The organism is Nostoc sp. LEGE 12454 (genome assembly GCF_056620565.1).
In genome coordinates this window covers 128,815-153,849 of record NZ_JBWQXL010000008.1, presented here as the reverse complement: position 1 = coordinate 153,849, position 25,035 = coordinate 128,815, and the positions used below count along the sequence as shown (strand labels likewise).

Below are 25,035 nucleotides of genomic sequence, written 5' to 3'. Positions count from 1 at the left end.
ATGACAAATGACAAATGACAAATGACAAATGACAAACCTATTGCCTGAGATGGCAGAAATCTGGCAGAAAACTCTCAATTGGCAACCAACTCTTCAACAACAAGCGCAATTTCAAAAGCTTTATGAGTTAATCCTAGAAGGTAATCGCCAACAAAATTTAACTCGGATCGTTGAACCCCAAGAGTTTTGGGAAAAACATCTCTGGGATTCTCTGCGAGGAATTGCACCTCTGTTATCAGCAAATTTCTCCCCTACTTCCCCTAGTATCATCGATATTGGTACAGGTGCAGGTTTTCCAGGTATTCCAGTGACAATTACTGTACCTAATTGCACAATTACTCTTCTCGATTCCACTCGGAAAAAAATTACTTTTCTCGACAATATATTAACTGAACTAGCCCTGACCAATGCCAAAACTCTTGTTGGTAGGGCTGAAGAAATAGGTCAGCACCGCCAACATCGACTAGCTTATGATATTGCATTGATCCGTGCTGTAGGGGCAGCCTCTGTCTGTGCAGAATATACCCTACCACTGCTCAAACAGGGAGGTTTAGCTATAATTTATCGCGGTAATTGGACAGAGGATGAAACAGCTGCTTTAAAGAATGCTGTGAACCTGTTAGGTGGAGTTATTGAATCAATCGAACAATTTACAACACCCTTGAGTCACAGCATCCGGCACTGTGTTTATTTGCGTAAGGTAGCTATCACACCGGTTGAGTTTCCTCGTGCTATTGGTGTACCTACTCAAAAGCCTCTTTGACTAATTCGTAATTAGAAAGAGTACCATATCCGCCTGATTGTAACTACGAATTATTTTGATAAGTGGAAGATAATTTTTTTATTTTTCTATCTATCCATTTATCCCAATGCTTAAGCTAATTTACTTGCTGTTGCAAACCGCTTGTTAATCTCATCCCAATTAACCACGTTCCACCAAGCATCTAAATAATCAGCGCGGCGATTCTGGTAATTGAGATAATATGCATGTTCCCATACATCATTACCCAGGATGGGATATTTACCTGCACTTAAGGGAGTATCTTGGTTAGCTGTAGTTGTCACTTCTAACTTGCCACCTTTGTTACGTACTAGCCAAACCCAACCACTACCAAAACGACCAGCACCAGCTTCGTTAAACTGTTTTTTGAACGCTGCAAAAGAACCAAAACTTTGATTAATTGCGGAGGCGATATTTCCTGTTGGTTCTCCCCCACCTTTTGGCTTCATAATTTGCCAGAACATTGAGTGGTTCACATGACCACCGCCATTATTGCGTACTGTTCTACGAATATCTTGTGGCACATTATCAAGTTTTTGCAACAGTTCTTCAACAGTTTTACCTTTGAGTTCTGGATGTTTTTCTAAGGCTGCATTCAGGTTTTTCACATAAGTTGCATGATGTTTATCGTGGTGAAATTGCATCGTTTTGGCATCGATATGTGGTTCCAGTGCTTCGTAGGCATAAGGTAAAGGCGGTAGTTGGATAGCACCTGTTGTATTTGCTGTTATATTGGGTGCTGTATTTGCTGTTGTATTTGGTGTTGCAGTATTTCCATTAGGAGATTTCTCTGCCAATGCACAAGCATCTAATGCAAAAGTACCAGCACCTGCTGTGAGTAAAAACAAGAAATGGCGACGATTAATAGTCATATAAGTTTTGGCAGCTAATCATGAAGTCTCTATTGCAGTTTTTATTTTCTTAGATTCTGGCTACAAAAAATTAGAATTTAGCGATTATTTTTGGCAGTTTAAGAAACTCTTTATAAGATTCTGTCCCCAGTTTTGGGATCGAATACAAACAACTGATTTAAATCGATCTCTAGAGAAAGGCGATCGCCTGGACGAAGACGCACATCAGAGCCTACCTGAATATTCAACATCACCGCCGAACCAGGTAAGCCAGCACGAATCAAAGTTTCCCTTCCCAAAGGCTCCACCACCTTAACTTCCACAATCAGCTGACCCTCATTTACTTCTTGGCGCTCTTCTCTACGAGAGGCTGCGCCAAGGCGACTTGGTGAATCAGCGCTGTAGGCGACTGTGAACCCGGAGGGCGGTTCGTTAATAAAAATATGCTCTGGACGAATCCCCAAATCATAACTGTGTCCCTGACGCAACTGTAATTTTTTCACAACTGCTGGAATTGCTAATAACTGCCCACTCACATCAAAACCATTACTTTCATAGATTGCAGGCAAAATATTCATTGGTGGGCTACCTAAAAAAGTTGCCACCATCTGATTAGCAGGATTTGCATAAATAGTTTGCGGATCGCCGATTTGTTGAATCCGTCCGCGATTTAGCACGACAATTTTATCAGCTAAAGTCATGGCTTCAACTTGATCGTGGGTGACGTAAATAGTTGTAATGCCTAATTGTTGATGTAGCTGTTTTAATTCAGCCCTGGTATCATCGCGCAATTGGGCATCTAAATTAGATAAAGGTTCATCGAGTAAAAATACTTGGGGTTCACGAGCGATCGCTCTCCCTAATGCTACCCGTTGTTGCTGTCCACCGGAAAGTTGTTTGGGCTTGCGATCCAGCAAGTGATCCAGAGAAAGCGATCGCGCCACATTCATCACTCGTTCTTGAATGATTTTTCGGTCAACCTTCCGCATTTCTAAGCCAAAGCCGATGTTTTGCGCCACACTCATGTGAGGATAGAGAGCGTAGTTTTGAAACACCATCGCCACATCTCGTTGTCTGGCTGGGATATTATTTACCAAGCGATCGCCAATAAAGAGTTGGCCAGATGTAGCGGTTTCTAAACCTGCGATCGTTCGCAAAATTGTAGACTTACCACAACCCGATGGCCCGACTAAAACCCAAAATTCGCCATTAGGAATTTCAAAGGTAATATCCTCAATAGCGGTAACGTTATTGAATCTACGCTTAATATCTTCTAGACGAACATTTGCCATTATCTAATTTGAGATTGTGCATTTGGAATTGGTAGAAAACTTCCTAACTCTATCATTCAAGCAATGCTATCAACTCTTCCTTCGTCAGTTCAGCATCGCGTAGTATTTTGCGTAGTAATCCTTTAGCTATTGTTTTGCCAGCATGAACAGGAATAGTTACTAAGCGTCCATCTCATGTTCCATTTGTACATGAGAGCCTTTTTGACGCACCGCCTGAAATCCTATTTGTTCAAGAGCGTGAATAACTGTTTTACCTGTTAAAGCTGGTAAGTTTGGCATTAAATTACTACCTTTTGAATACCTATAAATTCCGGTATTTGTTCATCACTTTTTGTTTCTAAACAAAGTTCAATTACTTCTTTCATATTAACCATCAACTCATCAATTGTTTCTCCCTGACTGTAACAGGCTTTTAGCTGAGGAACTTCTCCGACATAGTAGCCATCTTCATCTCGTTCAATGATGACGTAGAATTCTCGGTTCGTGGGATTAATCATAATTTATTTGTACGTAGGCTCAAAATCATTTTTCTGGATTCTTCAACCAAGCAGGGTGAGAAAGTAAAGAAGCAAAAACTCGTACTCCCCGAAGTTGATTAGAAAGAGGTAAGTGACCTCTAGGCGCATTCAAATCCCAAGTAAACTCGTTAGGGTATCGCGTCCAGGTATTACCTGCTTTCCAGCCAATTTTCGGCCAGAAATTCTCCCAGTTTTTACCCAAACTTAACCAGATTTCTCGCTGCACTGAAAAGCCAAATTTCCCTTCTGAGTGGACTAACCAAAGGTTGTTAATGGTTTGCAAGTCAACAGCCGAGGTATTTTCTACCTCAGTAAAGTACAACCATTTTCGTTGTACAGCCGTTGGCCCTGATAGTTCGCACATTTTTTCGATGGTGACGCGATCGGCTGCTTGGAAGTCTTGAACAGCAAGTAGCTGTTGCAAAGAATTGTAATTAATCCCGCACTCTGATTTTAGAGGTACAATTCCCTCAGGAAAAGAAGAGCGCAGAAATTCTTTGGCTTGAGGTGCATCAGAGTTGTATAGGACTTGGTAAGCTTTGCCATCAACCCAAGTCGCTGGGTTTTCACGTCGTTTCAGTAAAAATTCCATCAACACGTCTAATCCCTCATTACCCAACTCAGCTAACTGTGGGATTATCTGTTGTTGGACTTTTTCAGACCCAGCGATTAACGGTTGTCGGAGGGAGTCGATGTCATTTGCAGGGCCTGATAAAATCATTGGGTCTGTCATGCCATTCTTGTGTTAACGGTCAGTGAAAGAGCGGTAAGCTATCGGGCATTCTCTAAAGTGAAACACTGATAGCGAAAAGTAGTTTACTATTTTTGATCGTACAAAATTGCGATCGCTTCACTGAAATCTCACACTTAATCCCCAAATAATGTACAAGGGGAATAGGGGGAAAATCTGTGCCTTATGGCTTGGCGAACAAAAGACATAGCAAAATATACAAGCCTGCTACATAAGATTTTTTGAATAGCAGCGTATCGATTAGGAGTGTGTGAACGATGTACGAAAAGATTACCCCCCCCGCAGCCGGAGCAAAAATCACCTTCAAAAATGGTGAACCAATCGTACCGGACAATCCAATTATCCCCTTTATTCGTGGCGACGGCACAGGTATAGATATCTGGCCTGCTACGCAAAAGGTGCTAGATGCTGCGGTAGCCAAAGCATATAAGGGTCAGCGTCAAATTAGTTGGTTTAAGGTTTACGCTGGGGACGAAGCTTGTGATTTATACGGAACTTACCAGTATTTACCTCAAGACACTCTAACAGCAATTGAAGAATATGGTGTAGCGATTAAAGGGCCTTTGACTACTCCCATTGGGGGAGGGATTCGTTCTTTAAATGTGGCATTACGGCAAATTTTTGACTTGTATGCTTGCGTGCGTCCTTGCCGTTACTATGCAGGTACGCCCTCACCACACAAAAATCCCGAAAAGCTGGATGTAATTGTTTATCGGGAAAATACAGAAGATATTTATTTAGGCATTGAGTGGCGACAAGGTAGCGAAATCGGCGATCGCTTAATTAAAATTCTCAATGAAGAACTGATCCCCGCCACCCCAGAACACGGGAAAAAACGCATTCCTCTTGATTCTGGTATTGGCATCAAACCCATCAGCAAAACTGGTTCCCAACGCCTAGTTAGACGTGCCATCAAACACGCCTTGCTATTGCCCAAACACAAGCAACAAGTGACTTTGGTGCATAAAGGCAACATCATGAAGTACACCGAAGGGGCTTTCCGCGATTGGGGTTATGAACTAGCAACCAGCGAATTTCGCCAAGAAACTGTCACCGAACGGGAATCTTGGATTTTGAGTAACAAGGAGAAAAATCCGAATATTTCCTTAGAAGAAAACGCCCACGAGATCGATCCTGGGTTTGATAGTCTCACCGAAGAGAAGAAAGCGCAAATTGTCAAGGAAGTTGAAACTGTTCTTAACTCAATCTGGGCAAGCCACGGCGATGGTAAATGGAAAGAGAAAGTTTTGGTGAATGACCGGATTGCTGATAGTATTTTTCAACAAATCCAAACCAGACCGGATGAGTATTCGATTTTGGCGACGATGAACTTGAACGGCGATTATTTATCTGATGCCGCCGCTGCGATTGTTGGAGGATTGGGAATGGGGCCAGGGGCAAATATTGGTGATTCTAGTGCAATATTTGAGGCTACCCACGGCACTGCACCCAAACACGCCGGCTTAGATCGGATTAATCCTGGTTCAGTGATTTTGTCTGGTGTGATGATGCTGGAATTTATGGGTTGGCAAGAAGCCGCAGACCTAGTTAAGAAAGGTTTAAGCGATGCGATCGCCAGTAGTCAGGTGACTTACGATTTAGCCCGGTTGCTAGAACCACCAGTTGAACCCTTAAAATGTTCTGAATTTGCCGAAGCAATTATTCAACATTTTGGTTAATTCTATTAGGGTTAATTAGTCACAAGTCGAATTACCCCATCCTAACCCTCCCCGTATGTATTGGGGAGGGAACTAGATTTCTTGTTTCCCCCCTTTACAAGCTACAGTGTACACACAAATCGGAAATAGTAGTCTGTATTGGAATAATTGACGAGTCCATTCTTTGTAGAGACGGCGATTTATCGCGTCTCTAACGTGTTAGTTTTTCAGACGCAATAAATCGCGTCTCTACATGAGGGCTTTCTGGCTTATCCAAGCGTATTGGGATAAAACTAAAACTGGATCTGACTTGTGTGTACACCGTAGCCTTTACAAGGGGGGATTAAGGAGGGTTAGAGGGGATCGACAAATATTTAATACTTCTCAGACATCCTCTGATAAATCAACCATTTTAAAAAAACGAAATAGCATTTTATTTGCAAAAAACACCAAAATCAGAAAGCAAACTGGGGTTTGAGTAAGTCAAATGGCATTTTGAGAAAGCAAAAGCTTATTTTACTTGCGGAAAACACCGAAATGAGTAAGTCAAATGGCATTTTGAGTAAGTCAAAGCTCCTTTTACTTGCGGAAAACACCAAAATGAGAAAGCAAACTGGGGTTTGAGTAAGTAAAAGCTTATTTTACTTGCGGAAAACACCAAAATGAGAAAGCAAACTGGGGTTTGAGTAAGTCAAAGCTTATTTTGAGAAAGTAATTGCGGATTTTGCTTATTGAATTTAGTCAAAATATGAAGTTTAGATAAAATTATTGACAAAATTGCTGAGAAATTTTGAGCCGTCAGATTTCAATACGGTTCAGATAAGATTTTTTGATGACACGCCGCTAATCCCAAAGACGCGATAAATCGCCGTCTTTACAAGAATCAGTCCTTTGTAGAGACGGCGATTTATCGCGTCTCTTGCCTTAACCGAACCGTATTGCGTCAGATTTTAAAGTAGTCAAAAAACAAAGTCTCCGGCTTTTCTAAAAAGTCGGAGATTTTTTTGGGGCAATCCCCTATGAAGTTTCCGTTATTCGGATTTGGGGTTATCGAGAACTTGGCGCAAGTTCTCCATTAATTCGGATTTAACCCAACCGATAATTGCTTTAACTGTGATTTCGCTAATTTATCAGGTGCGATCGCTCCATTCTCTGTAATGATGGCTGTAATCAACTCTGCCGGAGTCACATCAAAAGCTGGGTTGTAAAAATCTACACCCACAGGTGTGAGAATGGTATCGCCAACTTGATAAATTTCTGTTGGTTCGCGTTCTTCAATGGGAATTTGGCTGCCATCGGCTAATTCAAAATCAACAGTGGAAAGGGGTGCAGCTACAAAGAAGGGGATATTATGTGCTTTAGCTGCGATCGCAACACTATATGTACCAATTTTATTAGCAGTGTCACCATTAGCAGCAATGCGATCGGCACCCACAACTACAGCATGAATCAAACCCTGTTTCATGCAATGGGCTGCCATATTATCAGTAATTAATGTCACTGGAATACCTTCTTGCACGCATTCCCAAGTGGTGAGTTTTGCGCCTTGCAAACGGGGACGGGTTTCGTCGGCAAATAAACGTTCTAAACGTCCTTCCCTCCATGCAGAACGCACAACCCCCAAGGCTGTGCCATAACCAGCTGTAGCTAATGCCCCAGCGTTACAGTGGGTAAGCAGCCTCAGCTTTCCTGGGGTAGTGGGCAAGACTGCCAAACCATTGTCGCCAATCGCCTGACAGGTTTGTAAATCCTCAGTATTAATCGCTTGGGCTGTTTGGAAAAGGGTTTGCTTAATCTCTTCTACTGTTCCCAGCGTTTCGTAGGCGGCTTTCAGCATCCGGCTGATTGCCCAAAATAAATTTACCGCCGTCGGACGAGTCGAACGCAACAACTGGGCTACTTTATCTAAGTGTTGCAGAAATTCGTGGCGATCGCTTGTTTTAATTTCCCTTGCACCAAGATACATTCCATAAGCCGCAGCCACACCAATTGCTGGCGCACCTCGCACAATCATAGTTTTAATCGCCCGCGCCATATCTTCACTGCGGTGAATTTCCACAAATGTATATTCGTTGGGTAAGCGAGTTTGGTCAATTAGTGACACTGAGTCGTTGTGCCAAATAACGGGATAAACCTGGTTTGTCGAAGGTGTCATAAAAAAAGGTAGTTAGTAGATGGGCATTCAATACTTAAATGATGCAACAGATTTGCCAGAAATATCTTAGCTTTACTTCAGTATTTAACAAAAGAAATTTTTGCGATCGGATTTTATTTTTACTCCAATATTGTTCGCAAATGTAGCTTGCTTCCAGAACCGTATCCGATGGAATTGGAATGACAACACCTGAAAAAAGATGATTATCAGGAAAACTTTTGACGATGAGCTAGAACATTTCTATGCCGTAACTGATGGTGTTCAACCTAGAGAGTAAACAAGAGACTACAGTAAAGAACGTGTCCAACTTAACTACAATTGCTATGTTTAACTTTTCGTTACATAACGATTAGTTTTCCCGCCTACTTACTAGTAATGTCGCGATCGCCAGAATTTTTCATCAATTGACGCCGCGATCGCCTTAAGCCTTAATAAATCTTCTTCTACTTAAAATTTAATTTATTTTCTGCTTAACTGTCTTAACTGTCCTTGCATTGTCATTACGAAAGTGAGAGGATGTCGATGTTAATTTAAAGCAGTGTTTGCTAAAGCATTTATCAAACTAAATATGTGTTGATATATTAAATGCCTTTGGCCTGGCTTTATAGCGAACCCACACTTTGATAAAAAATTGAACTAATTACTTAAAGGCTTTGAAATATAACTATGAAACGTCTTGTCATTTGCTGTGATGGAACTTGGCAACAGTTAACAAGTCCTTACCCAAGCAATGTAGTTAAACTAGCTCAATCGGTGAAACCGATCGCCAGTGATGGGGTTACACAAATCATATTTTATGACGAGGGCATTGGAACCGAGGGTCAAAAGGTTTTAGGGGGAGCTACCGGAATAGGAATTGATAGAAATATAGAAGATGGCTACCGATTTCTTAGTCTCAATTATGTTCCTGGTGACGAAATCTATCTGTTCGGCTTTAGTCGTGGTGCTTACACAGTTAGAAGTTTAGCGGGGATGATCTATTGCTCTGGTCTTTTAGATCGCCCTCATGTCACCAAAGCACATGAAGCTTACGAGCTTTACCGTAACCGGGGTATTAAACCCAAGGATAAGACAGCAGCAGAATACCGTCAAACTTACGGCGATCGCGTCCCCATAACCTTACTCGGTTGTTTTGACACCGTTGGTGCCCTTGGTATTCCTGGGATACCAGCCTTTAGTAGGTTAAGCAAACAGCTTAATACGCGTTACAGATTCCATGACACTACTTTAAACAAATGTGTTCAGAATGCATTGCACGCGATGGCGATTGACGAAATCCGCGAAATCTTTGATGTCACTCCCATGAAAAAACATCCTGATGCTGAAAACCAGCGGGTGATTCAAAAGTGGTTTCCAGGCGTACACGGTTGCGTTGGCGGTGGAACGGAAGAACATAGTGGGTTATCAGATGCTGCCTTACAGTGGATGATTGATTCCATCGGTGAACTAAAACTAGGCCTTGACTTAGATCCAAATGTGATTCCGACAGGCATCAACCCTAATTATGAATGTGATTTTAAGAACGATGCTGGATTCTTTAAATTAGCAGGAATTAAGTTTCGTGAGGTCAGCGATGTCATTGAAGACCTTCATGAAAGTGCGATCTACCGTTTAAAAAGTCGCAAGGACTATCGACCAAAAAATCTACAAAAGATTATTTCCAAACTGAAATAAGTTGAATTAATTGGGTAATCGCAGCAGATAAATTTAGGGTGCATTGAATACAAAATTGCAAAAAATAAGGTAAAAATTTATGACTGGAAAAAGAGATACATCTAAAGATGGCTTAGGTAACAAAATTCAAACATTACTTTTAACAAACTTTAAACCGATTTGGAAACTTCTACAAAGTAACGAATCTATAAAACGCAAAGTTAACAAAACTCTGCTCAATAGTCTCATCTACAAAATTCCAACTCGTCCTAATGCCTACAGTATGATGACTCTGGATGAGTATATTCCTGATACTAAAATTCCTAAGAAAACTGATGCTTATACTTCCTGGGAATCACTCAACGATCGCACTTATACAGGAAGACATCTACCACCCGATCCCAAGTTAAACGCTGAGGGCAACTTACCAAAAGTTGAAGACTTGGCTATTTTATTCCGTAAAAGAGATGGTAAAACCATTTATTCTAACAAATCAACTATGCTGTTTCCCTATTGGGTGCAGTGGTTTACTGATAGTTTTCTCCGCCTCGATCACTACAATAAATTAAAAAATACTTCCAACCATGAGATTGATTTATGTAATGTTTATGGTTTAACCAGAAAACAAACACACCTTTTAAGAAGCTTTAAAGGAGGTAAACTAAAATCTCAAAAACTTAAACGCCAAGATGGCGTAGAAGAAGAATATCCCTTGTTTTATTATGCCGATCCAGCGCAGGGTAAAGTTGACGATCAATTTGAGGGTCTTTATGAACCTGTCAATGATGAAAAAAGACAGCCCGTAGAAAAAAAACAATATCTGTTTGCGATGGGAGTAGAACGAGCAAATGTGCAAATTGGCTATGTCATGCTCAATACTCTATGTTTCCGAGAGCATAATCGTCTTTGTGATGAATTAGCAAGCAATTATCCAGATTGGGATGATGAACGCCTCTTCCAAACCGCGAGAAATATTCTCATGGCGATTATTCTCAAAATCATTATGGAAGAGTACATTAACCACATAACTCCTTATCACTTTAAATTGTTTGCCGATCCTGAAGCTTTTACTAAGGAAAGTTGGCATCGTCCTAATTACATGGCAATTGAGTTTGACTTTGTTTATCGCTGGCATAGTGCGATTCCAGAAACCTTTAAATATAACGGGAAACCGACCCATATTGTTGCATCTCTCTGGAACAACAAGATGTTCATCGACCAAGGTTTGGGAGCATTGATGGAGGAAACTTGTTCCCAAGCAGGTACAAAAATTGGTTTATTCAACACGCCTGATATATTGGTTGAGTTAACCGAATTACCCGCAATTAAACTAGGACGGCAACTGCAATTAGCAAGCTACAACGATTATCGTCAATTGTGTGGTTTCCCCAGAGTGACCAGATTTGAGCAAATTAGCGGTGATGAATTTGTTCAAAAGAAACTTAAAGAATTATATGGTCATGTTGATAATATTGAATTCTTTGTGGGACTTTACGCCGAGGATGGGCGGAAAAATTCAACTATTCCTTCCCTAGTAGCACGCTTAATTGGGATTGATGCCTTTTCTCAAGCGCTAACTAATCCTTTACTATCACCCAATATTTTCAATGAAAAGACTTTTTCTCCTGTGGGTTGGAAAATAATTCAAAATACCAACACAGTCTCAGATTTAGTTAATCGCAACGTTCCTCCATCAGGCAGAAAGTACAAAGTTAGTTTTGACCTTCAATAAACATTGACTTTTAGTGCGATCGCTTTACCCCTACTATTAAGCAAGCTATGCGTAGCGTCTTGTATCGCAATACGCTTGGGTTAGCGCCAAAAACTTTAAGTTTTGTAGTTTTGTAGGTTGGGTTGAGGAACGAAACCCAAGATTTTCATAGCTTTGTTGGGTTGCACTTTGCTTCACCCAACCTACAATTTTTCACAAAGCCAAGCGTATTGTCTATATGGTGGAGCGATCGCTCTTAATAATATTCTTCTGGCTCTGTCACTCGAAGCTGACTGGATAATACTGCAAACAAGCAAGCGATGTCTACGACGGGCTGCGCCTACGCAGCTTGGAACAAACTCAATTTATTAATTAATTCTGCTTTCAAAAAAATGAAACTATTTACCGAATACCCAGAAAAAGACGAAGCCAAATATTGCGCTCTCATGAGTGAGCTAGTCAAAAAGAACATGGAAAATCTTTACGGAGGTGAAAAGAAAAAAACTGCAAAGAGAGATACCCACTCTAAAACCAACGCTGCTGTACAAGGTACTCTAGAAATCTTTGACTTTGATGAAGCAGCAATCAAACAGGAATTGAGCAAACGCACCTCATTAACTGAAGCTCAACTTCAAGCCATTTCCCTAAAACAAGGTTTATTTGCCAAACCCAAACAATATCCGGTTTGGTTACGATTTGCAAATGGAGCGTTTTCAGTCAAGAATGATTATGAAGGGGATACGCGCTCCATGTCCGTAAAAGCGATCGGGGTAGAAGGAGAAAGACTACCGCAAAGTCACGAGTTAAAAACCCAAGATATTATTGTCCACAATACCGAATTCTTTTTTGTTAGAACCATCAAAGACTTCCACAGCTTTTTTATAGCGGTTTATCGAGCAGGGCTGTTTCCGCTTTTTAAGCTATTGGTGCTTTTTTGGCTAAAGTTGCATCCCTACGAATCCACTCTTTTAAAAACCAGCTTCAAACGTTTTCCCAAAAGTTTGCTCACAGAACGCTATTGGAGTGCTTCAGCGTATTCCTTGGGACTCAAATCTGATTTTGACCCATCCCAACCAGGTCGAGTTCCTGTGGAATATCCGGTTGTGATTAAATATGCATTTACTCCAGTTTCCAGTCAACCACCTCATCAACAACTTCCTCTCGAATCCAGACCAGAAAGTGAGCTTCAGCGTGCTAAAGCCTCAGGTTCAGAGGACAACTACTACCGAGATGATATCATTCAAGCTTTAGCAAAGCCTGATGCTGAATATTGTTGGGACTTTCAAATTCAATTCCAAACTAGCCCAGAAATGTCCATTGATGATACCACTATTGTTTGGAATGAAAAAGAATCACCCTTCATTACAGTTGGCCGCCTAACAGTTAAGCATCAGAAAGTTAATTCTGCCAAAGATAATGACTTTGCAGAAAATCTCAGTTTTTCTCCAGGGAATGGTCTAGCAGTGCATCGTCCGGTCGGTGCAATCAATCGGTTACGCAGCATTGTTTATCCTATCGTTGCTAATGACCGTCATCAAAAACGAGGAGTCAAATACCAAGAACCAACTGTCTAACTTTCATTAGACTAAAATGACAGGTTTGCAAATCTTCAGCAATGTATATAGCAGTCCTAAATCATTCATGCAAATTATATCTCTCTTTCTTCTTTCTTTACTTGGCGTCCTTGGCGTCCTTGGCGGTTCGTTTTCTAATCTATATTTTTCACAACTCAAATAGGATTGCTATAGGACTACTATTTGATTTCTGAAAACATACTGAGACTGAAAAGCCCGTTTTATCGGGGTTTTATCTGAAATCTTGTTCAAAAATCAGATATGAGTCCTATATATTCGTTTGGTAAGCGCGTTTGATCGATTAGTGACACAGTTAACTACTGAAGAACCAAAAAAATAGAGCAGTTGCATTGTAATACAACTGCTCTAAAAATTACTGAGATAGATAGTTACTCTACCTATCCACAGACCCCATAATTACGTCAACACTGCCAAGAATCACCACAATATCTGCAACCTTCATCCCGCGCAGTAAATGTGGAACAATTTGGAGATTGTTGAAATCTGCGGCGCGAATCTTCCAACGTGCAGGGAAGACATTATCATCGCCAACCAAATAAATTCCTAATTCACCTTTGCCACTTTCTACACGGGCGTAGATTTCACCTTTAGGCATTTTGAAAGTCGGGGAAACTTTTTTGCCGATGAATTGGTAATCAAATGCGTCCCACTCGGATTTTTTACCTGCGGCTAAACGCTTCGCTTCCAGATTTTCGTAAGGGCCGCCAGGAAGTCCTTTAATTGCTTGGCGAATAATCTTCACAGATTCGCGCATTTCCCGCATCCGCACCACATAACGGGCAAAGCAATCACCGGCTGTTTCCCACTGCACATCCCAGTCGAAATCGTCGTAGCATTCATAATGGTCAACTTTCCGCAAATCCCATTGCACGCCAGATGCGCGTAACATTGGGCCAGAAAGTCCCCAGTTAATTGCTTCTTCACGGGTGATAGTCCCAATACCCTCAACACGTCGCCGGAAGATAGGGTTATCGGTTACTAAGCGTTCGTACTCATCAACCTTAGGTAATAAGTAGTCGCAAAATTCCAGACACTTATCTACCCAACCGTAAGGTAAATCGGCTGCTACTCCACCAACACGGAAGTAGTTATTATTCACCATCCGATAACCTGTGGCAGCTTCCCACAAATCATAAATCATCTCCCGTTCCCGGAACTGGTAGAAGAAGGGAGTTTGTGCGCCTACGTCAGCTAGGAAGGGGCCAAACCACAGCAAGTGGTTAGCAATGCGGTTCAACTCCAGCATGATGACGCGGATGTAGCTAGCACGTTTGGGGACAGCAACACCTGCAAGCTTCTCTGGGGCGTTAACAGTGACGGCTTCGTTGAACATTCCCGCAGCATAGTCCCACCGACTAACGTAGGGGACGTACATAACATTAGTGCGGTTCTCAGCAATTTTTTCCATTCCCCGGTGCAAATAGCCGATGACCGGTTCACAGTCAACAACATCCTCGCCATCCAGAGTCATGATTAGCCGCAGAACCCCGTGCATTGAGGGGTGGTGTGGCCCCATGTTTAGCACCATAGGTTCAGTGCGGGTTTCTAGTCTGGTCATAGATTTCGTGTTCTCCGTTCGTGAAAATATTGAATTCAACCGCGCAGATGCCAACTAGACCCAATTTATCTTGTTTGTCAAGCCAAAGTAAGGGTTGTGGGAAGAGAGATTTGATTTGATGTTTAATTTTGTTGCACTTCTTCAACTATTATATGGAAGCTCGATATGCACTTAATTAAGGCATCGAATTTTTTTATCTCATGGTGCTGGGAGGACGGGGTAAAAGAAGATGCGTTTTCTCAATGATAACTATTGACTTCTGGGTTTCTACGTAAGCTATAGGGATATTGTGTCAGCTATATTACAGTTTTATGAGGCTGATACATATTTATGGCTTTCAATCAAGAGCGTTTTGATCGGCTAATTCAGAAGTTAGAAGTTTTTGCTAACAAACAACCGCATCTTTATAAATTGCACGTTGCTTTTTTGGCTACTTTGGGATACGCATATATATTTTTGGTTTTAGCTATAACGTTGACTCTGCTGGTAGGTATTATCTTTTTGATACTTAACGCTAAGTCAGTTAATGCCTCATCTGTGAAAGGTGTTATATTTTTGCTGGCGTTTGCATTGGTGTTAGTGCGATCGCTTTGGGTTTCTTTTCCCCCACCTACAGGTTTACCACTGCAACCCAAAGATGTACCCAATCTCTATTCTTTAACTAACGAAATTTCATCGAAGCTTCAAGCTCCACGGTTTCATCACATCTTGCTGACCAACGATTTTAATGCAGCAGTTGTCCAAAGACCACGCTTAGGTTTGCTGGGATGGCAGCAAAATTACTTAATTGTGGGTCTACCACTCATGCTAGCACTTCCACCCGACCAATTTCGTGCCGTATTAGCTCATGAACTAGGACATTTATCAGGAAATCACAGCCGTTTTAGTGGTTGGATTTATCGCCAACGTCTAACTTGGTATCGCATTATTAAAGGACTCGGACAAGGTGGAAATGAAGTATCATCGTTAATCTTTGATCGGTTTTTGACATGGTACAGCCCGTTTTTTAATGCCTATTCTTTTGTGTTGGCACGGATGGATGAATATGAAGCAGATAGATGTGCCGTTGAGCTAACTGGAGAGCAAAATGCTGCTGAAGCTTTGATAAATGTAGAGGTAAAAGCTAGATTTCTAGAAAGATATTTTTGGTCTAGCATCTACAAACAAGTTGAAACAGAAATCGAACCACCAAAAATGACTTATATGGCTATGCAGCAGGCTTTAAGTCAGAGACTTCACCAGGAAATAACAAGTAGTTATTTAATGGAAGCTTTAACAAATAAAACTGATAATGCTGATACTCATCCTTGCCTGAAAGATAGACTAAAAGCCTTGGGATACATCCTCAATCCTCAGCAGGAGTTAGCTATCTTTGCACAAATTGAAATCAGTGCTGCTCAAAAATTATTGGGAGATAGGTTAGAAAAATTTATCGCACATTTTAGTCAAGCTTGGCGAGAAGAAATAGCAACACCTTGGCGGCAAAAATATGCTGATTTTCAACAATCAATAGCTACTTTAAAAGATTTAAATCAAAAAGCAAAAACACAACAGCTAACTTTAAATGAAGCTACTCAACGAGCCTTTTTAACATTTGAGTTTGATGGTGAAGAAGCGGTCATACCACTATTACAAGAAATTATTCATCGTGATGTTCACCATGCCTCAGCTAATTATTTACTAGGTCAAATATTATTAAATAAACAAGATACAACCGGAATAGAATACATTGAAAGGGCAATAGAGCAAGACTCAAGTATAGTCATAGAAGGTTGTCAGACAATTTGCTATTTTCTTCAACAACAAGGAAAAATTAATGAGGCAAAATCTTATCAAGAACGTGCCATAAATTATTATGAATTAATTTTAAAAGCACAGGAAGAACGTTCCAGTGTGAGAGAAAAGGATAAACTTGAATCTCATAATGCCTCAGATATAGAGGTAAATAAGCTTCGTCAGCAGTTTTCTCATCATCCTGATATAAAAACTGCTTATTTGGTGCAAAAAAATATGCAGTTTTTTCCTGAAAAACCATTTTACGTTCTAGCTTTGAAGCGAGAAGTGAGCTTTTTAGAAGGTATTCATGAAACAGATCACTCCAAACTTGTGAACAGCTTGTTACAGGAAAACGAATTTCTCGGTAATGTATTCATTTTTATTTTAAATGACCATTTAAATATGGAGAAAAAACTAAAACGGATACCAAATTCGATGATTTACCAAAAAAAAGGTAAAAAATAGTACTACAGATGCTTAAAGTTCAACATCCAAAGCTGACGCTGAGTGTTGAGTTTATGATATTTTCTTTTGTGTCTTAGTGGTTCAAATACTATTTTTTAGCTAGGAACACACAAAGACACAAACAAAAGAATACATAATTAAAGTTCATCTCTGGTTTTTTGCCCTAAGTCTCATGAATCGTCAGCTAGCTATTGAAGAACCGATATTTTCCCATCTACCAGTGTTACCGCAAGAAGTGATTGCAGGTCTAGCGGTATCTCCAGGAGGTCATTATCTTGATACGACTGTAGGCGGTGGTGGTCATAGTCGCCTAATTTTAGAAGCTGCAACGGATGTGCGAGTAACGGCGATTGACCAAGATGAGGATGCTTTAGCAGCAGCGAGGAAAGAATTAGCAGAGTTTGGCGATCGCGTACAATTTATTCATCGCAATTTTGCTGACTACGAATTTCCCCCCAACACTTTCGATGGTATTTTAGCCGATTTGGGTGTAAGTTCTTACCATTTAGATAAAGCAGAAAGGGGTTTTAGCTTTCGCCAAGCTGCGAATTTGGATATGCGAATGGATCGGGGGCGATCGCTAACTGCTGCTGATGTAATTAATAATTGGGATGAAGCAGAATTAGCAGATATTTTCTTTAAGTATGGTGAAGAGAGATTATCGCGGCGCATTGCGAGACGCATTATAGAACGCCGTCCGTTGCACACGACTACAGAATTGGCTGATGCGATCGCTTCTTCAGTTCCCCCCAAATACCGTTATGGGAGAATTCATCCGGCTACCCGTGTTTTTCAAGCTCTGCGAATTGTCGTCAACGATGAGTTAAAATCCCTAGAAACTTTTTTGGATAAAGCGCCAAATGCCCTTGTCCCTGGTGGCAGAATTGCGATTATCAGTTTCCACAGTTTGGAAGACCGTCCGGTGAAGCATGGTTTAAGAAATTCACCTTTATTAAAAGTATTGACAAAAAAGCCGATTATTGCACAAGAAGAGGAAATTGGGAAAAATCCGCGATCGCGATCGGCCAAGTTGAGGATAGCTGAAAAGTTGCTGTAAGCCTTAAACTGCTCCATCTCGTGGTTCAGAACTGCTGCGAATACGTTCAATGAACTGAGGATAATTTTCTAAATCTTGTTCTGACTTTAACGGTGGCATTTCAATCCAATTACCTTCGATATGCAGCTTATCCACATAAGCGTAAAAGGCTTCCCGATCTTCCCGATGAGCAAGAACGTAATCATGTAACTCTTTCTGGCTCATTGCATGAAAATTAGGCTTGCTCATCCTATGTATTCCATTTACCGTTAGGGTATATTTCTATAATATTTTCCTCACCTGCCAAGAAAAATAGATTTTTTGTGCGTTCATCCATACGAACGATATTAATAGGCAAGTAAAACTTAGTAAACCAACAGCACAATATGTAGCACTGTGTTTTTTGTTCTGGTGTAGGAATAATCTGAACTCCTTAACATTTATTAAAATTAGCGCTAAAAAGAAATTCTCAATAAGCTGCGATCGCGATCGGCAAACTGAGGATAGCCCAAAAGCTGTTGTAACTACAACGCAGCGTTAAAATACTCCATCTCAACGATCTGTTAACCTAGCGTTGTTGAAGAGTTCAAAAATAATAAATGGAAATTAGTAATCTGTTTACAGCAGGTGGCGTGGTCATGTGGCCTCTGCTGGCATTCTCTTTGTTAGGGGTGGCGCTGATTATCGAACGTATCATCTTTTGGGTAAAGATAAATAATCGGCAAAACAAGGTGGTGCGAGAGGTGTTACACCTTTATCGCCTTGATAATGTAGTTGGTGCTTTAGATAAATTGCAGAAAAACACTGATTTACCCCTAACTCGAATTTTTTTAGCAGCTTTAGAATTGGAGGAGCCGACACCAGAGGAATTTCGCTTGGCATTAGAAAGTGAAGCACAAGCCGAAATCCCTTTGCTCAAGCGCTCCCAAAATATTTTTGAGACAATTATTGGTCTTGCACCTCTGTTAGGACTTTTAGGCACTGTATTGGGATTAATTAACTCCTTTGCTTCTCTGAATATTGGAGATGTAGGAGGTAGTAAAACAACAGGTGTAACATCTGGAATTAGTGAAGCTTTAGTATCTACAGCATCAGGGTTGGTAGTGGCAATCTTTACACTATTATTTGCCAATACCTTCCGGGGACTCTACCAGCGCCAGATTGCCTGGATTCAAGAATATGGCGGACAGTTAGAATTACTCTACCGCCGTCGCTACGAAAGAGGAGATAAATCATATCTGCCAAATAAATGAAGCGGAACTGGGTAATTGTCAATTAGTAATCGGTAGTTAAGATTAGTTCATTATTTGTTACCGATTTTGCTCTAAAACTTTTGACTCTAATAGTATTCTAAAATGACGAATAGCTTTGTTCGCTACAGTTATTGAGGAAATATTCCATGACTATTTGGGTAAATGAGCAAATCGATCCGTCTGGGATGATTCATGCCTGTATTGCCACTCGCAATGAATCTCAAGCTAAAGATTGTCATGATTCTTTTGAGAATAATTTGACCGAAAGGCAAAAGGCCGCAGGTTGGGTGGCACGATTGCGGACAGTCGATTCTTGGGATGAAGTGCCGGTGAATTCTTTAAAACTCAATTAATTGGGTGCTATAGAAATTAGCCTGTATAACTGAAGTATTTCCTGGCAGACATAATTACTTTTGTTATTTTCTGCTTACTTCAACCTGCTTTGCTTTTTTGGGATTTCGAGCGAACATATTTCATCTACGTAGGCGTAGCCTGCCATAGGCATCGCTTGTCTAACACACGTTGCATCTTTGCCAATGCCTACAGCGATCGCAGCAACTTCCATGAAAAGAGGTTAATAAAGGATAAAATTCGGATTAAATTTCTCAAATTATTATTAACTGCTTCCAAAAAAAGTAACATATTATAGAAAAATGATGATTTTTCTTAACTTTTAAGAGGTATCATTTATACCGTAGATTAAATTAAAAAATTTGTATAAGCCGAATCAATTTAGTGAACTATCCCAAAGTTTACACTTCGGAGCAAGCCTGTCCCATTAATTTAGTTGGCGAAACAGGACAAGCGGTTCAAATTTCAATTCATGCTCCCAGTCAATATATCTGTGCCAACTGCGAACGGATATTGCCAGATTGGAAACGGCAGCCATTTTTACGAGTAGTGATTGTATTACAACAATCACGTTATCAATTAGTCGAAAAGACAGCAGAAGTAGAGTCAGAGAAAGAACGCTTACGAGAAAAGTTTATGAGATTTGGCTGTGATTTAGCATTTAATCTGCGCGATCGCGGCTATTTAACTGACCTGATCGACCCTCGTACAGGCTATCCCTTACTTTCCCATCCCGGAGCAATTCCTCACGACGATACAGCAGTTGTCAAAGCTCTGCTCAACTATCCAGTGATTAAAAATCAATGCCGTGTCTTAGTTCATCCCGATTGGGGTGCAGCAGTTTATCCTAGTATTTTGATATCAGAAGCTCCGCCAATTGTCATCGAATGGGTTACAAAAGGCATAGCATCCATGCATGGGTGGAAAGAAATTAATTATTAGTCATTGGTCACTTGTACTGAGCGTAGTCGTTGGCGCAGCCTCTCGAAGAGAAGTATTGGTCATTGGTCACTTGTACTGAGCGTGGTCGAAGTATTAGTCATTGGGTATGTAAAGACGTATATCAGCACTTGTGTCTCCAAAGAAATTTTTCCAAGAAGCTAGGATAGTCAAAGCGATAGTGCGCCTTGTTACTTCTCTCTTATAAGTAGATGCTACGAAATCAAACCGGGAATAATGGTTTTTGGTTCCTGTTTGGGTGACATCTCAGACCGATCGGCAGGTATTTCAAATTGATGATAATTTTATCCACTACTGTCAGACTAAACTTTTAGCTTGTAGTGAAGAGAATGGTACTTTAGTAGCATCTGCGGGAATTATATAACTATAACTATCGGGAAAAATCCTGTTCCCAACTTTCTGCATATAGTAGATGGATGAGGAAATTTATAACTCAATACAGTTCAGTTAAGCATTTCTTTCTTTTCTTTGCGTCCTTTGCGTCCTTGGCGGTTCGTTAAAAAATTGACTTTGACAACGAGTTTTAGCCTTAACTGAACCGTATTGATTTATAACTATGGCTGTTGCGATCGTAAAGCGTGTATTGTTGGGACTCAGCGAAGTGTTTGCGTAGCGTCTCGTAGAGAAGCAATCGCAGAGGTTTCAAGCTTTTTATATCTCGTTAGATAGTTAGATTTATTTGTGCTTACCTACCTTAGAAACCAAGTTTATTCTGAGCAAACTGAAATACTTGTTTCATAGTTATGCTCAACCACAATTTCCATAAATACAAAATTTCCCATACCTGATATATGAAAATATTAATTCAACACCGTCATTATGACAATGAAATTAGTGGAGTTTTAACTTATATTTATTCTATTATTCCTGAATTGGAAACTAGATTAATTGAAGTTAAAACTATTTCGACCAGACAAGATAATATCGCTAAATGGTTTAATTATATTGCTTGGGCAGATATAGTCCACATGAATTCTAACGACTTATTGTTTACTTTACTATGTAAAGCTTTGCGAAAAAAGATAATTATTAAATATCATTATTCTCTTTATCAATCCACTCATACTAGTTATGAGCAGATGAACTTGACGCAACGTTTAAAAGCTGAATTTAAACACACATTACCGAAAGCTAATTATCCATTAAAGTGGAAATTACACACTTTTATCAAATGGGCACGCCTAGTTATCCGACTTTCTACTGCCTTCTTAGCCGATTATCATACAGCTTGTAGTAAGTTTTTAGGAGAATCTTCTGCTTTTCCTTGGCCAGTTGATACTTTATATAATCCGATTGAAATCAAGTCGGAAAACCAGTTTAAAACTTTAGAAAATTTATCTCAACCATATAATTTTATTTTTGTCGGTAGATTAGCTACAGACAAAGGCGTAGATATTTTATTAAAAGCAGCGCGGATTTTACAAGATGAAAAGGAAGAATTTAAAATTACTATTATTGGCGATGGCGAACAATCTCAGGAATTAAAACAGTTAACGTCTGATTTAGGAATTGCCAACAAAGTTAATTTTTTGGGTAAAGTTCCTCAAAAAGAAGTACTTCTAAAAGTTCAAGATGCTTTGGCTTTAATTGCTCCATCTCGTTGGCAAGATCCAGCACCTTACGTAGTCCAAGAAGCCTCTAGCGTTCAAACCTGCTCGATTGTCTCAAAAATGGGAGGATTGTCAGAAGTAGGAGGGCCGCACAGCCTATTTTTTGAAAATGAAGATGCAGAAGAATTAGCCAAATGTATGCGATATTGCTTAGATAATCCAGATGGAGCAATTAACCGGGGTTTTCAGTCCAGCCAATACGTTGCAGAAAAGTTTTCGGCTGCGCGTGCTGTTAATAGACTACTGGAAATTTGTAGCCAACTTACTCCTAAAGCATTGGTAACAAAATCTGATACATAATTCTTGTTATAGGGCAGCAACCCTGTAACGGGCTTATTGGAAGCTCTACCAATAGTACATAAGCACTTCCTTATGGTCCAGAAAACACAGCTTGTTCTACATCATCCCGACTAAGAGAATACTTGAATGAGCGTTGGATATCTTGTCCATTTTCCCCAGATTGAACATATCGCACTACAATTTGCTCGACATCGAGCCATAATTCAGCTTGCCAATTAGGTCGTTGTACACGCCAGCAATGCCTTTGTGTTTCATCTTGTTGACAACCTTGGTCTTTTAGCCACTGCTCAATTTGTGGCAGGGGATGATTATATAGAGGAGTATCAGAGGGAAGAAGAGCCATAGGAATTTTTGATTTTGGATTAGGGAATTGTTTAATTTTTAATTATCGGATGGACAATTAGTTGCGATATATAGCTAATCTGCTGTTGTACAGATGTATTTGGTTGCAACAAATGGGTTGGGAAAGCAGCCTCGCCACGGGTTAAGCCAATGGCAACTGCTAATAACAGACAACCTACAAATGTTAACACCAGCATAAATAAAGCAAAGATTTCGCCAGATGATAAGGGGCGATCGCTCGCATCGAGGTAAGCTGATTTTGACCAGTCATGAGAATGCGAGACGGGATGATTCAAATCAGGGGGTGGTTGAATCACTCCAAAGCGGGAATAGCCAATTTTCAAATCGTAGCTTAATCGGCGTTCTGGATGGCTAAGGGTGGCGTAAGCTTCGTTGATTTGCTGAAATTTGGGAGTAGCGATCGCAGTCGGCAAGTCTGTAGTATCAGGATGATAGACCTTGCTCAGTTGCCGATAAGCGCGACGAATGTCAATTACCGATGCCCAGGGATGCAGTCCTAGCAGAGAGTAATAAGTTGGTTCGCTGCTTTGTGGCATTGCCCCGTTTTGATTCACATCTGTTTGAGTCACTTTGCTCAAAGATATTTTTTATATTTTAAATCCTTTATGAATTGGAGAAGACACAGCAGGTCTAGCATTTGATAAGATTGCTTAATAAAGCATTTAATTAGATGCGATGCAGATCAAAATTAATCTCGAAAATATTCAAACTCTTACCGACTTCAAGCGCAATGCCAAAGATTACGTAGAGAGGATCAAGGCAACAAAATCTCCGCTTGTACTAACTGTGAATGGGAAAGCTGAGGTTGTGGTGCATGAAGCACAAGCGTTTCAACAGATGATAGATGAACTCCAGCGCCTTGAAGAAGAACTGCAAAAACTCAAGTTAGAAGCATTACGCAGTCAGATTGACGTTGGTATTAAGCAACTCGATAGCGAACAGTATACTGAATATAACGACGAGTCACTTCCAGCTTTTTTTGCAAATATTAAAGCACGAGGACAGCAAAATTTGGCTAACAGCGATTCTCTATGAGTCGATTTCGGATTTCTACTCAAGCAGCGCAAGATATTGAAGATATATGGAAATATCTTGCCCCAAATAACTTAAAAGCTGCTGACACACTTTTTGATATTCTGCGAGAAAGCTTTCCAAAGCTGGCCAAATTACCCAAAATGGGCAGATTACGAGATGAATTGGCTCCTTTTTTGCGAAGTTTCCCAGTGAAAAATTATTTAATTTTTTATCGTCCAATAGACGAAGGCATAGAAATTGTACGTATCTTGCACGGCTCACAAGATATAAAAACTATTTTTCAAAATGACGAAGACTAATTACAAATTAGTCATTGTTCTAGTCAATTGCTTCATTAAGATTGATATCTGATTGCTAACGTATTAAATCAGCACGGGGTTTAAAGGTTTCAATTTGCCGTAACTTTTCGTAAAGTTCCCGTTCTTCTTGACTAATATTTTTCGGTGTAACTATTTGAATTTCTACTAATTGATCGCCACGTTTACCGTCATCATTAGGATAACCTTTATTACCTAGTCGAAATTTTTGACCAGACCTAACTCCAGGAGGGGTGGTCATTTTCACAGGCCCGTCAAGAGTAGGTGCTTCTACCTGTCCTCCTAAAACTGCCTCGCTGGGAGTAACAGGTACTTGGCAGACGATATTTAAACCTTCTAACTTAAATAATGGATGAGGTTCAACGGTAATTTTTAAGTATAGATCGCCACCACCAACGCCTTGGTTCCGCAAACGGATGGTTTGACCTGTCACCATACCTGGTGGCATATTAACTTCTAGCGATCGCCCATCTTCCAAACGAATGCGTTCATTACCACCTTGATAAGCTTTTTCTAGTGGAAGCGTTAATCTGGCTTCTATATCTCGACGGGTTGTGCGAGGTGGAGTGTTAACTGTGTAAGCAACTTTTGTTCTGGGGGAACGAAACGGATCGCTATTATTGCCATTACTGGAGTTATTTGCCGCACTCTTATTTTTGACACCAATAACTTGATTAATAAAGCTTTCAAAGTCGGAGAATTGGCTAGGATCTACATCTTGATTCCCGTTGCGATCGCTAGCGCTACTCTGCCAAGTTTTAGCCTTTGGCGTTTGTTTATTGCCTGCAAAGCCTTTTTGCTTCCAGTAGCGGCTAAACTGGTCGTACTGCGATCGCTTGGCTGGATCGGAAAGAACTTCATAAGCCTCGCCGATATCCTTAAATTTTTCCTCAGATTCTTTGTTACCCGGATTGAGATCGGGGTGATATTGCCTTGCTAACCGCCGATAAACCTTTTTAATTTCCTCAGCAGAGGCATCTTTAGATACTCCTAAAATTTCGTAGTAATCGCGAAAATTCGGCAAATTTTGCATAGTTCAGTTATTT

At 40.4% G+C, this 25,035-nt stretch carries 28 protein-coding genes; 14 read left to right on the top strand and 14 right to left on the bottom strand.

Annotated elements, in window-relative coordinates; translation table 11 throughout:
• Positions 1 to 28 precede the first annotated feature (28 nt).
• Positions 29 to 763 carry a 16S rRNA (guanine(527)-N(7))-methyltransferase RsmG gene (rsmG, locus tag AC1F2U_RS11480; protein ID WP_480261250.1) on the top strand — a complete coding sequence of 245 codons (735 nt, stop codon included), beginning with the start codon at positions 29 to 31 and terminating at the stop codon, positions 761 to 763.
• A gap of 110 nt (positions 764 to 873) precedes the next feature.
• Here rsmG and AC1F2U_RS11475 read toward each other — a convergent pair whose 3' ends face one another.
• The 6 genes from AC1F2U_RS11475 to AC1F2U_RS11450 all read right to left on the bottom strand — a co-directional run bounded on the left by AC1F2U_RS11475 (position 874) and on the right by AC1F2U_RS11450 (position 4,175).
• Positions 874 to 1,653, bottom strand: coding sequence for a superoxide dismutase (locus AC1F2U_RS11475; protein ID WP_480261249.1), 780 nt, complete (start codon positions 1,651 to 1,653; stop codon positions 874 to 876).
• Between the two features lie 110 nt (positions 1,654 to 1,763).
• Positions 1,764 to 2,924 (bottom strand): ABC transporter ATP-binding protein, encoded by a 1,161-nt coding sequence (locus tag AC1F2U_RS11470; RefSeq protein ID WP_480261248.1) that lies wholly within the window; start codon positions 2,922 to 2,924, stop codon positions 1,764 to 1,766.
• A gap of 52 nt (positions 2,925 to 2,976) precedes the next feature.
• Positions 2,977 to 3,054 (bottom strand): hypothetical protein, encoded by a 78-nt coding sequence (locus tag AC1F2U_RS11465; RefSeq protein WP_480261328.1) that lies wholly within the window; start codon positions 3,052 to 3,054, stop codon positions 2,977 to 2,979.
• A gap of 29 nt (positions 3,055 to 3,083) precedes the next feature.
• Entirely contained in the window at positions 3,084 to 3,203 is a 120-nt protein-coding gene (locus AC1F2U_RS11460) for a type II toxin-antitoxin system HicA family toxin (protein WP_480261247.1), read from the bottom strand.
• Positions 3,203 to 3,421: a type II toxin-antitoxin system HicB family antitoxin gene (locus tag AC1F2U_RS11455; RefSeq protein WP_480261246.1), complete on the bottom strand. Its 219-nt coding sequence runs from the start codon at positions 3,419 to 3,421 to the stop codon at positions 3,203 to 3,205. Before AC1F2U_RS11455 ends, AC1F2U_RS11460 begins: the two co-directional genes overlap by 1 nt.
• A gap of 25 nt (positions 3,422 to 3,446) precedes the next feature.
• Positions 3,447 to 4,175, bottom strand: a complete 729-nt coding sequence (locus AC1F2U_RS11450; protein ID WP_480261245.1) for a GUN4 N-terminal ARM-like repeat domain-containing protein — start codon at positions 4,173 to 4,175, stop codon at positions 3,447 to 3,449.
• 275 nt (positions 4,176 to 4,450) lie between these two features.
• Between AC1F2U_RS11450 and AC1F2U_RS11445 the strand changes: the two genes are divergently transcribed.
• Positions 4,451 to 5,872, top strand: coding sequence for an NADP-dependent isocitrate dehydrogenase (locus AC1F2U_RS11445; protein ID WP_480261244.1), 1,422 nt, complete (start codon positions 4,451 to 4,453; stop codon positions 5,870 to 5,872).
• 1,054 nt (positions 5,873 to 6,926) lie between these two features.
• On the opposite strand, the gene mtnA is transcribed toward AC1F2U_RS11445, so the two are convergent.
• On the bottom strand, positions 6,927 to 8,006 hold the full coding sequence (mtnA, locus tag AC1F2U_RS11440) for an S-methyl-5-thioribose-1-phosphate isomerase (RefSeq protein ID WP_480261243.1): 1,080 nt from the start codon (positions 8,004 to 8,006) through the stop codon (positions 6,927 to 6,929).
• A gap of 666 nt (positions 8,007 to 8,672) precedes the next feature.
• On the opposite strand from mtnA, the gene AC1F2U_RS11435 reads away from it, so the two are divergent.
• From AC1F2U_RS11435 to AC1F2U_RS11425, 3 genes are all read left to right on the top strand, one after another.
• The gene (locus AC1F2U_RS11435) at positions 8,673 to 9,680 is read left to right on the top strand and encodes a DUF2235 domain-containing protein (protein ID WP_480261242.1); all 1,008 of its coding nucleotides are present in this window, start codon (positions 8,673 to 8,675) and stop codon (positions 9,678 to 9,680) included.
• 79 nt (positions 9,681 to 9,759) lie between these two features.
• Positions 9,760 to 11,391 (top strand): peroxidase family protein, encoded by a 1,632-nt coding sequence (locus AC1F2U_RS11430; protein WP_480261241.1) that lies wholly within the window; start codon positions 9,760 to 9,762, stop codon positions 11,389 to 11,391.
• A 371-nt stretch (positions 11,392 to 11,762) separates the two neighbouring features.
• On the top strand, positions 11,763 to 12,944 hold the full coding sequence (locus tag AC1F2U_RS11425) for a catalase family protein (protein ID WP_480261240.1): 1,182 nt from the start codon (positions 11,763 to 11,765) through the stop codon (positions 12,942 to 12,944).
• Between the two features lie 394 nt (positions 12,945 to 13,338).
• Here the strand turns inward: AC1F2U_RS11425 and AC1F2U_RS11420 are convergent, their stop codons facing one another.
• Positions 13,339 to 14,523, bottom strand: a complete 1,185-nt coding sequence (locus AC1F2U_RS11420; protein ID WP_194041009.1) for an NAD(P)H-quinone oxidoreductase subunit H — start codon at positions 14,521 to 14,523, stop codon at positions 13,339 to 13,341.
• A gap of 330 nt (positions 14,524 to 14,853) precedes the next feature.
• On the opposite strand from AC1F2U_RS11420, the gene AC1F2U_RS11415 reads away from it, so the two are divergent.
• Both AC1F2U_RS11415 and rsmH read left to right on the top strand, forming a co-directional pair.
• The gene (locus AC1F2U_RS11415) at positions 14,854 to 16,764 is read left to right on the top strand and encodes a M48 family metalloprotease (protein WP_480261239.1); all 1,911 of its coding nucleotides are present in this window, start codon (positions 14,854 to 14,856) and stop codon (positions 16,762 to 16,764) included.
• A gap of 172 nt (positions 16,765 to 16,936) precedes the next feature.
• A complete protein-coding gene (rsmH, locus tag AC1F2U_RS11410; RefSeq protein ID WP_480261238.1) occupies positions 16,937 to 17,821 on the top strand; it encodes a 16S rRNA (cytosine(1402)-N(4))-methyltransferase RsmH in 885 nt (294 codons plus the stop codon).
• Positions 17,822 to 17,824: 3 nt separating this feature from the next.
• On the opposite strand, the gene AC1F2U_RS11405 is transcribed toward rsmH, so the two are convergent.
• Positions 17,825 to 18,049 carry a DUF6887 family protein gene (locus AC1F2U_RS11405; RefSeq protein WP_480261237.1) on the bottom strand — a complete coding sequence of 75 codons (225 nt, stop codon included), beginning with the start codon at positions 18,047 to 18,049 and terminating at the stop codon, positions 17,825 to 17,827.
• Between the two features lies 1 nt (position 18,050).
• Positions 18,051 to 18,221, bottom strand: a complete 171-nt coding sequence (locus AC1F2U_RS11400; RefSeq protein WP_480261327.1) for a DUF6888 family protein — start codon at positions 18,219 to 18,221, stop codon at positions 18,051 to 18,053.
• Between the two features lie 178 nt (positions 18,222 to 18,399).
• Between AC1F2U_RS11400 and AC1F2U_RS11395 the strand changes: the two genes are divergently transcribed.
• Both AC1F2U_RS11395 and AC1F2U_RS11390 read left to right on the top strand, forming a co-directional pair.
• Positions 18,400 to 19,053 carry a MotA/TolQ/ExbB proton channel family protein gene (locus tag AC1F2U_RS11395; protein ID WP_480261236.1) on the top strand — a complete coding sequence of 218 codons (654 nt, stop codon included), beginning with the start codon at positions 18,400 to 18,402 and terminating at the stop codon, positions 19,051 to 19,053.
• A gap of 146 nt (positions 19,054 to 19,199) precedes the next feature.
• Positions 19,200 to 19,406: a glycogen debranching protein gene (locus tag AC1F2U_RS11390; protein ID WP_480261235.1), complete on the top strand. Its 207-nt coding sequence runs from the start codon at positions 19,200 to 19,202 to the stop codon at positions 19,404 to 19,406.
• A 74-nt stretch (positions 19,407 to 19,480) separates the two neighbouring features.
• Here AC1F2U_RS11390 and AC1F2U_RS11385 read toward each other — a convergent pair whose 3' ends face one another.
• Positions 19,481 to 19,618 carry a hypothetical protein gene (locus AC1F2U_RS11385; RefSeq protein ID WP_480261234.1) on the bottom strand — a complete coding sequence of 46 codons (138 nt, stop codon included), beginning with the start codon at positions 19,616 to 19,618 and terminating at the stop codon, positions 19,481 to 19,483.
• 170 nt (positions 19,619 to 19,788) lie between these two features.
• Here AC1F2U_RS11385 and AC1F2U_RS11380 point away from each other — a divergent pair, with 170 nt between their 5' ends.
• From AC1F2U_RS11380 to AC1F2U_RS11370, 3 genes are all read left to right on the top strand, one after another.
• Positions 19,789 to 20,346 (top strand): methylmalonic aciduria and homocystinuria type D protein, encoded by a 558-nt coding sequence (locus AC1F2U_RS11380; protein WP_190240939.1) that lies wholly within the window; start codon positions 19,789 to 19,791, stop codon positions 20,344 to 20,346.
• Positions 20,347 to 20,587: 241 nt separating this feature from the next.
• Positions 20,588 to 20,728, top strand: coding sequence for a hypothetical protein (locus tag AC1F2U_RS11375; protein ID WP_480261233.1), 141 nt, complete (start codon positions 20,588 to 20,590; stop codon positions 20,726 to 20,728).
• A 427-nt stretch (positions 20,729 to 21,155) separates the two neighbouring features.
• On the top strand, positions 21,156 to 22,274 hold the full coding sequence (locus tag AC1F2U_RS11370; RefSeq protein WP_480261232.1) for a glycosyltransferase family 4 protein: 1,119 nt from the start codon (positions 21,156 to 21,158) through the stop codon (positions 22,272 to 22,274).
• A gap of 70 nt (positions 22,275 to 22,344) precedes the next feature.
• Here AC1F2U_RS11370 and AC1F2U_RS11365 read toward each other — a convergent pair whose 3' ends face one another.
• Positions 22,345 to 22,617 carry a DUF3143 domain-containing protein gene (locus tag AC1F2U_RS11365; protein ID WP_094351119.1) on the bottom strand — a complete coding sequence of 91 codons (273 nt, stop codon included), beginning with the start codon at positions 22,615 to 22,617 and terminating at the stop codon, positions 22,345 to 22,347.
• Positions 22,618 to 22,648: 31 nt separating this feature from the next.
• Complete coding sequence (locus AC1F2U_RS11360; protein ID WP_480261326.1) at positions 22,649 to 23,173, bottom strand: J domain-containing protein; 525 nt, start codon at positions 23,171 to 23,173, stop codon at positions 22,649 to 22,651.
• A 139-nt stretch (positions 23,174 to 23,312) separates the two neighbouring features.
• Between AC1F2U_RS11360 and AC1F2U_RS11355 the strand changes: the two genes are divergently transcribed.
• On the top strand, positions 23,313 to 23,672 hold the full coding sequence (locus tag AC1F2U_RS11355; protein WP_480261231.1) for a type II toxin-antitoxin system prevent-host-death family antitoxin: 360 nt from the start codon (positions 23,313 to 23,315) through the stop codon (positions 23,670 to 23,672).
• Positions 23,669 to 23,971 carry a type II toxin-antitoxin system RelE/ParE family toxin gene (locus AC1F2U_RS11350; RefSeq protein WP_480261230.1) on the top strand — a complete coding sequence of 101 codons (303 nt, stop codon included), beginning with the start codon at positions 23,669 to 23,671 and terminating at the stop codon, positions 23,969 to 23,971. The genes AC1F2U_RS11355 and AC1F2U_RS11350 overlap by 4 nt, the downstream gene beginning before the upstream one ends.
• A 55-nt stretch (positions 23,972 to 24,026) precedes the next feature.
• On the opposite strand, the gene AC1F2U_RS11345 is transcribed toward AC1F2U_RS11350, so the two are convergent.
• Positions 24,027 to 25,022: a J domain-containing protein gene (locus AC1F2U_RS11345; protein ID WP_322668494.1), complete on the bottom strand. Its 996-nt coding sequence runs from the start codon at positions 25,020 to 25,022 to the stop codon at positions 24,027 to 24,029.
• Between the last annotated feature and the right edge of the window lie 13 nt (positions 25,023 to 25,035).